The sequence below is a fragment of the Salinimicrobium sediminilitoris genome (assembly GCF_020866905.1).
GTDB lineage: Bacteria > Bacteroidota > Bacteroidia > Flavobacteriales > Flavobacteriaceae > Salinimicrobium > Salinimicrobium sediminilitoris.
On record NZ_JAIVCC010000001.1, the window covers coordinates 23,049 to 29,139 of the forward strand.

The 6,091-nt window shown below is 41.6% G+C and carries 1 protein-coding gene (running past one end of the window); it reads right to left on the reverse strand.

Annotation, left to right across the window (positions count from 1 at the left end; all coding sequences use genetic code 11):
- Window positions 1-30 precede the first annotated feature (30 nt).
- Window positions 31-6,091 carry the 3' portion of an HYR domain-containing protein gene (locus LA313_RS00095; RefSeq protein WP_228912570.1) on the reverse strand. The gene runs 389 nt beyond the window's last position, so only the last 6,061 of its 6,450 coding nucleotides appear in the window; its start codon lies off the right edge, out of view; it ends in the stop codon at window positions 31-33.

The following is a 6,091-nucleotide window of genomic DNA, read 5'->3' on the forward strand; positions in this document are numbered from 1 at the left end:
TGAACCTCCTTATTTTAGAAACTTTATAAACTAGTCTACCAAAAATTTAACTATCAAATTAGAATTTTCCAGGTACATCCTTGCAAAATACATTCCTTTACTGGGCACCTCTACAGAGAATTCCATTACAGCTTTTACTTCCGGATTATAAAACGCTTGTATTTCCTGGCCTAAAGCATTGTACAAAACAACATTTTTGACAGGTAACATCTCGGGATTACTTATTACTAATTCTTTATTTTTTGAAGAATAGATCAATTTAATTAAAGGTGGCGTAGGATTGGGTTGCTCAGGATTTTCAACTCCTACTTCTCCGCCGTCTCCTTCATCTTCGCCATCGCCCTCGTCGTTTCCATCACCATCTCCGCCGTCTCCTTCATCTTCTCCATCGCCCTCGTCGTTTCCATCTCCATTACCACCATCCTGGTCATCGCCGTCTTCCTCTTCGCCGTCTCCTTCGCCACTGTCAGGATCTTCTGGCTCCTCCTCATCTTTACTGAACACTATAGAATAGCGGTCATGAATTTCCCCAATTTCACTTGAGGCTACAAATTCGGAATCTCTAAGGTTGTGGTAAGTTTCTGTGGTGAGATCTTTTACATATATGGGAAGACCTTCTGGCACGTCAATCATTTCATCTATGGCAATTTTAAACTGTCCTTCTGTAGCTATTTTTATTCCTAACGGAAGTGTTCTGTCAGAATTAAAATCGGGTACTCCCTGTATAACTAATTCCACCTGGTTTTCTCCCATGAGCCAGTACATGTCCTCTTTATTATTTTCAATTAAAGTCGCATCATAGCCGAGATCAAATCCCGAAGTAGTTTCAGAATCTTTAGTTACAAGAAGTTGCCTGTGATACCCTTCCGGAGAGTCAAATGTTATCCAAAGTTGCATTCTGTCGGACTCAGATTTTATGCTAGCAGAGGTCGTGCTGCTGCTTAGCTCTTTTCGTTCAATAGAATGAAATACAGATTTGGACTTTTCGGCTTCAGAGATAAATATTCTCTGGCTGTTCCTAAAGATGATATCACCACCACTAATGGTTACCGGTTCATTGTAACCATTTGTAATACCATCATCTGAAACTGTGTTTATGAAAAATCCCTGTCCTACAGGAATGTACTGCCGGGGAATTTCCCCTCCTGTGCGATTCGGATCACTGTTGTCAATCCTCACGTCGTTTGAAATTGCCTTAATTCCTCCCGAGAGATTATAAACAGCGTAACCACCTACGTATTCAGTTAAGTAGTGGGTCTTTTCGGCAAAATGGGACCAAAAATAGAGAGAACCGTTGAACACGTTCTGATCGTTTGTACCCCCGGTAATATCCTTCAGGTTATTTTTAATGAATTTATTAGCATCAATGGCAGAAGGATATGGATTACCAATTAAATAGTTTTGATCTGCTCCCACATTTAAAGTAATACGGTCATTATTTGGCATTCCTCTAAAGGTGTAGTTCTGCAAATCAGCAATGTTCTTTTGGCCCGAGGAGCCCTTCATAGTAAAACCTTCCCCTGCAGCCAGCTTTGTGTCTACAGTAATTGGGGCCCAATTACTGTATTTGCCTGCTTCCCCAAAAAATTTATTGAGCCAGTAGGAACTTATTCTTATAGGGTCTGAAGAAGGATAAATGTGATCGGCATAATGATATTCATTCTTGAAATCGATTGGTCCGGGAGTAACATTGGAGCCATCATGAAGAACACCAATATAATCTGTTCCTGCTTTTTCGCCTATTTTATACCCAGAGTTTGGAGCATTTTTTTTAGTACTCACTGGTGAACTCCAGTAATTGTAATTATAGCTGCTGGCCGTTCCCTGCTGGTCACGATCTAAATATCCATTCCCGACAAGCAAACTACCTTCAGGCTGTACCAATTGAGATTCTCCATTAAGATCTACGTAGCCGCTCAAATCCAGGTATTTTGTGACAGTCAAACCATTACCAGATCCAACTGTAGTTCTGGTTTGGACTGTTCCCTGCATATCAAGTGTGCCAGTTACTTCAGTTATGAGACCTAGAAGTTTAATGTCTTTGTTGCCAGAATTCACCTTATGTGAAAGTTTAACAATATTCCATTCAATCAATGTTGTGTTATCCACTCCAGGACTGTAGGGCGGATCCCAAACGTTTGAATGTGTCCAGGTGTTATCTGTAAACCAATTTTGATTATCAACTCTTGAAGTATATGGAAGAGGAGCTGTATTTTCCTGCGGTGAAGTAATGTTATGAAGACGGCCCACTACGCCTACGTTCGTGTCAATATTACCACACTCTACTGTTGTTTCATCCATTCGGTAATAACCCATTAAACTACTCCATACCAGTTCATTCCCAATTTGATCAGGTACGGGCAGTGGAACTTCTTCTCCTACAACAAAATTTTCCTCAGATTCTTTAATGCGTTGGTTCATCATTTGACGCACTTGATCTTTAGTCAAGGCAACTTTCCAAATTCTTAACTCATCGATCCACCCCTTAAAAAAGTTGTCTGCTCCCGTTGTTCCATTGCTGTCCATGGCCCCAAGAATAGCTCTATAGCTATTCTCACCGGGTGAACCACCACCAACTGGATCGTTAGGAAGAGGTATTCCGTCGATATATAGTCGGTATTCACCAGATCCTGCGCGAGTAACTGCAATATGATACCAGCGATTGGATTTTATTTGATTGGGAGCAGCTATTGTTCCTGTTTTATCCCAATTAAAGGAAACTATGCCATTCGTTACTTTCAAGTCATAGCCTTTTGCATCTCCGGAGTAGTCTGCGTCTCTTTTAGAAAAAATTGTTTGGGTGCCTTGTAATTGTTCAGTAGATTCAGGTCCTCCGGGTTTTATCCAGACTTCCAGACTAAAAGCTTCGCTTAAGTCGTAATTATCTCCAAAATCAATATGGTCGTTAATTCCATCGAAGTTAATCTGCGTACAATCTTTAATTGTGACTAGTACATCATCTGAACATCCATTTTCAAGAGTCCAAGCTAAGGTGTAGGTTCCTGCCGGACCTTTAAAGGTAGCATCTGGTAAAGTAGGATCACTAAAGCTGGCAGTGAAATCTCCACAAACTCCCGGGCCATCCACAATTGACCATTCTCCTTTCATCTGAGTTCCCGGAGCATCACATTTTTTACAACCTTTAACTGGTTCTTCAAAAGTTTCTTTTTCAATGTTCTCACGAGCTGTTTTAGTGTTATCGTAAGCATTCAGCTGCACGATGTTTTGACCACATTCCTCATTCGAAAACTCTATATTTTCACCGGCATAAGCATAAGACACCCTAATTTCAACCAAGTTTGTGCCCTCTTCGTTGTAGGTTCTACAGCCATTAATTAAGGCTGTTCCTCCATATAAATGAACACCGGGAGTATCAGGTTGGAAACTAATGGTTGCTTCGTTATCCCCAACAGTAATAGGGTCTTCATCGGGGTCACCAATACCTTCGGTCCACTCGACCTCTGCCGTGACAGAGGCGTTTTTCTTGACTATGATATTATCCAAAGCCCATATACTTTTATCACTGGTTCCTGAAAAGGACCATCTTATTCTTACCCGACTTTGGCCCAAATAATCTTGTAGGGAAATGGATGTGTTGTCTATACTAAAATTGTAATTTTCAGCATCTGAATCACCTACGGGTTCCCCAGCCTGTAATTTTTCAGTATACCAGGCTTTTACATTATTGCCTTCATGCATATCCACTAAGATTGCATAATTCTCCCCTCCATCAATAGAAATTTCAATGATGGCTTCATCATTATTTGCGAAGTGGTATGCTTGATCAAAATCCAAGCTTGCTGATAAAGCATTAGAAAGATCGAGAATAGGGGTTTCTAACGTGGTCGGATTTTCTCCCTTAAAATTGTTATCAGTATAATCACCTTGGGCAATTGCAAACTTACTACCGCTGTCATAGGTAATATCTCCAAAATCATGAGCTTTACTGGTGCAGGACCAATTTCTTGTTTTCTCATTGTTCCCACCACAGGTAAAGCCACCATCTTCACCATCAACAAGCCAGTCGTTTTTAAATTGTCCATTGTGAAAATCCCCTTCTGAACCTGGAATTGCATCTCCAGGAGTAGCAATACCTTCAATTGTGGCTTTTAAACTAACTTCATCACCAAGGCATATTTCTTCAGAGCCCAAATTTGTTACTGTTGGTCTCGGCCCGGGAGGAATTGCTTTTATTTCAAAAACATCAGAGTATTCTATACATGTTCCTTTCTTTATTCTTGCTCTATATATTGTAGACTCTAACTCCCCTGATTGAAATTCTGCGTGTAAGGTACTACTAGTATTATTTATATGTTCCCAGATACCCTCGTTCAGAATTAGCCTCTCCCATCGAACAATTTCACCAAGTTGACCTGTCAATCGAAGGTTGATTGTAGCACTTTCCTCACAAGATGTTATTTCAATCACATTCTGAAAGTCTGAGGAATTGTAGCTTCCAGAAATTGTTCCGCCATTAATGGTCACGGGAATGAAGGTTATTTCCTGTTCCTGAAAAGTTTTATTGCCATGGCTGTCAGTGTATTCCCAAGTAATAATATCTGTTCCTGGGGTGGAATATGGAAATTGGAAGTTACTACTTAAAGTTCCTATGACCGGTCCCTCGCAAGCATCTGTAGCTGTTGGGAGATCTAATTCTGCTATACTCGAAATTTCACAGCCTTCAATTATTTTTTCCGGAAGTGTTGTAACGTCCGGTTCAGGCGCAGTAGTGTCAGTAATTATTACTTCTTGTTCAACTATAACTGGATTTCCTGAGGAGTCGGTAAAAGTCCAGAAGATTGTGTCAGATTCCTCAAAAGTAAGATCGGTAATACCTGTTGTAGCCGTAATAATTCCATTACAAATGTCGGTTGTTGTTGGTGGCGTAACGGTCAAAGGACATTCTCCCGTTAATGGGGGTAATTCAGGTATGACGGGAGCCTCTGTGTCGTTAACAGTTACTGTTTGAGTGACAGGCTCGGCTTCATTCCCGTTGGCATCTGTAACTGTCCAGGTAATCGTTGTAGTTCCTACGGGAAACAAATCGTCTATAGGTTTTTCATCACTTCTTGTTCCGACTGCGTCAGGAACAGTACAGTTATCGGAAGTGGAGGCGCTGACCTCTACAAAAGCCCCACATTCTCCGGTATCATTATCAACGTTATGATCACCATTGTGGCTAATTACAGGTTTCTCATTATCCATGACCGTAACAGTTTGTGTAACCTCTGTTGCGGCGTTACCGTTAGCATCGGTGACACTCCAGGTGATAGTTGTTGTGCCTACAGGATAAGCTGCAGTTAAGGACTGTCCGTCGTTTCTTGTCCCTGTGGGGTTACCTACACTACAATTGTCGGTTGCCGTAGCACTTACTGTTACTGAAGCATTACATGTTCCTGAACTGCTATTCAAGGTTTGGTTGCCACTATGAGTCAGGACTGGGACTTCATTATCTGTAACGGTTACGGTGAAACTATCGGATGTTTCATTTCCGGCTGCATCAGTAGCAGTATAGGTTATAGTTACGGTTTCGCCAACATCAAAAGTGGAGCCACTGGCAGGTCCTTTAGTCTGCACAATAGTACTGGAGCAGTTGTCTTGTGTTGTTGGTGCTATCCAGTTTACAACCGCACCACAAATTCCCTCATCACTACCTACAGAAATGTTTGTTGGCAGATTGACAATAGTTGGAGCTTCAGTATCATTTACAGTTACAGTGAAGCTTTCTGAATAAGTTTGGTTTTGAGCATCGGTAGCGGTATAGGTTACGGTGGTAACCCCAACAGGGAATACTGAGCCACTTGCAGGTCCTGCGGTTTGGGCGATTGTACTTCCGGTACAATTATCATCTGCAGTTGGTGCTGTCCATGTTACCTGAGCACCACATACTCCGGCGTCGTTGTTTTTTTCAATGTCTGTTGGCAGATTGACAATAGTTGGATCTTCAGTATCGTTTACAGTTACGGTGAAGCTTTCTGAATAAGTTTGGTTTTGAGCATCGGTAGCGGTATAGGTTACGGTGGTAACCCCAACAGGGAATACTGAGCCACTTGCAGGTCCTGCGGTTTGGGCGATTGTACTTCCGGCACAA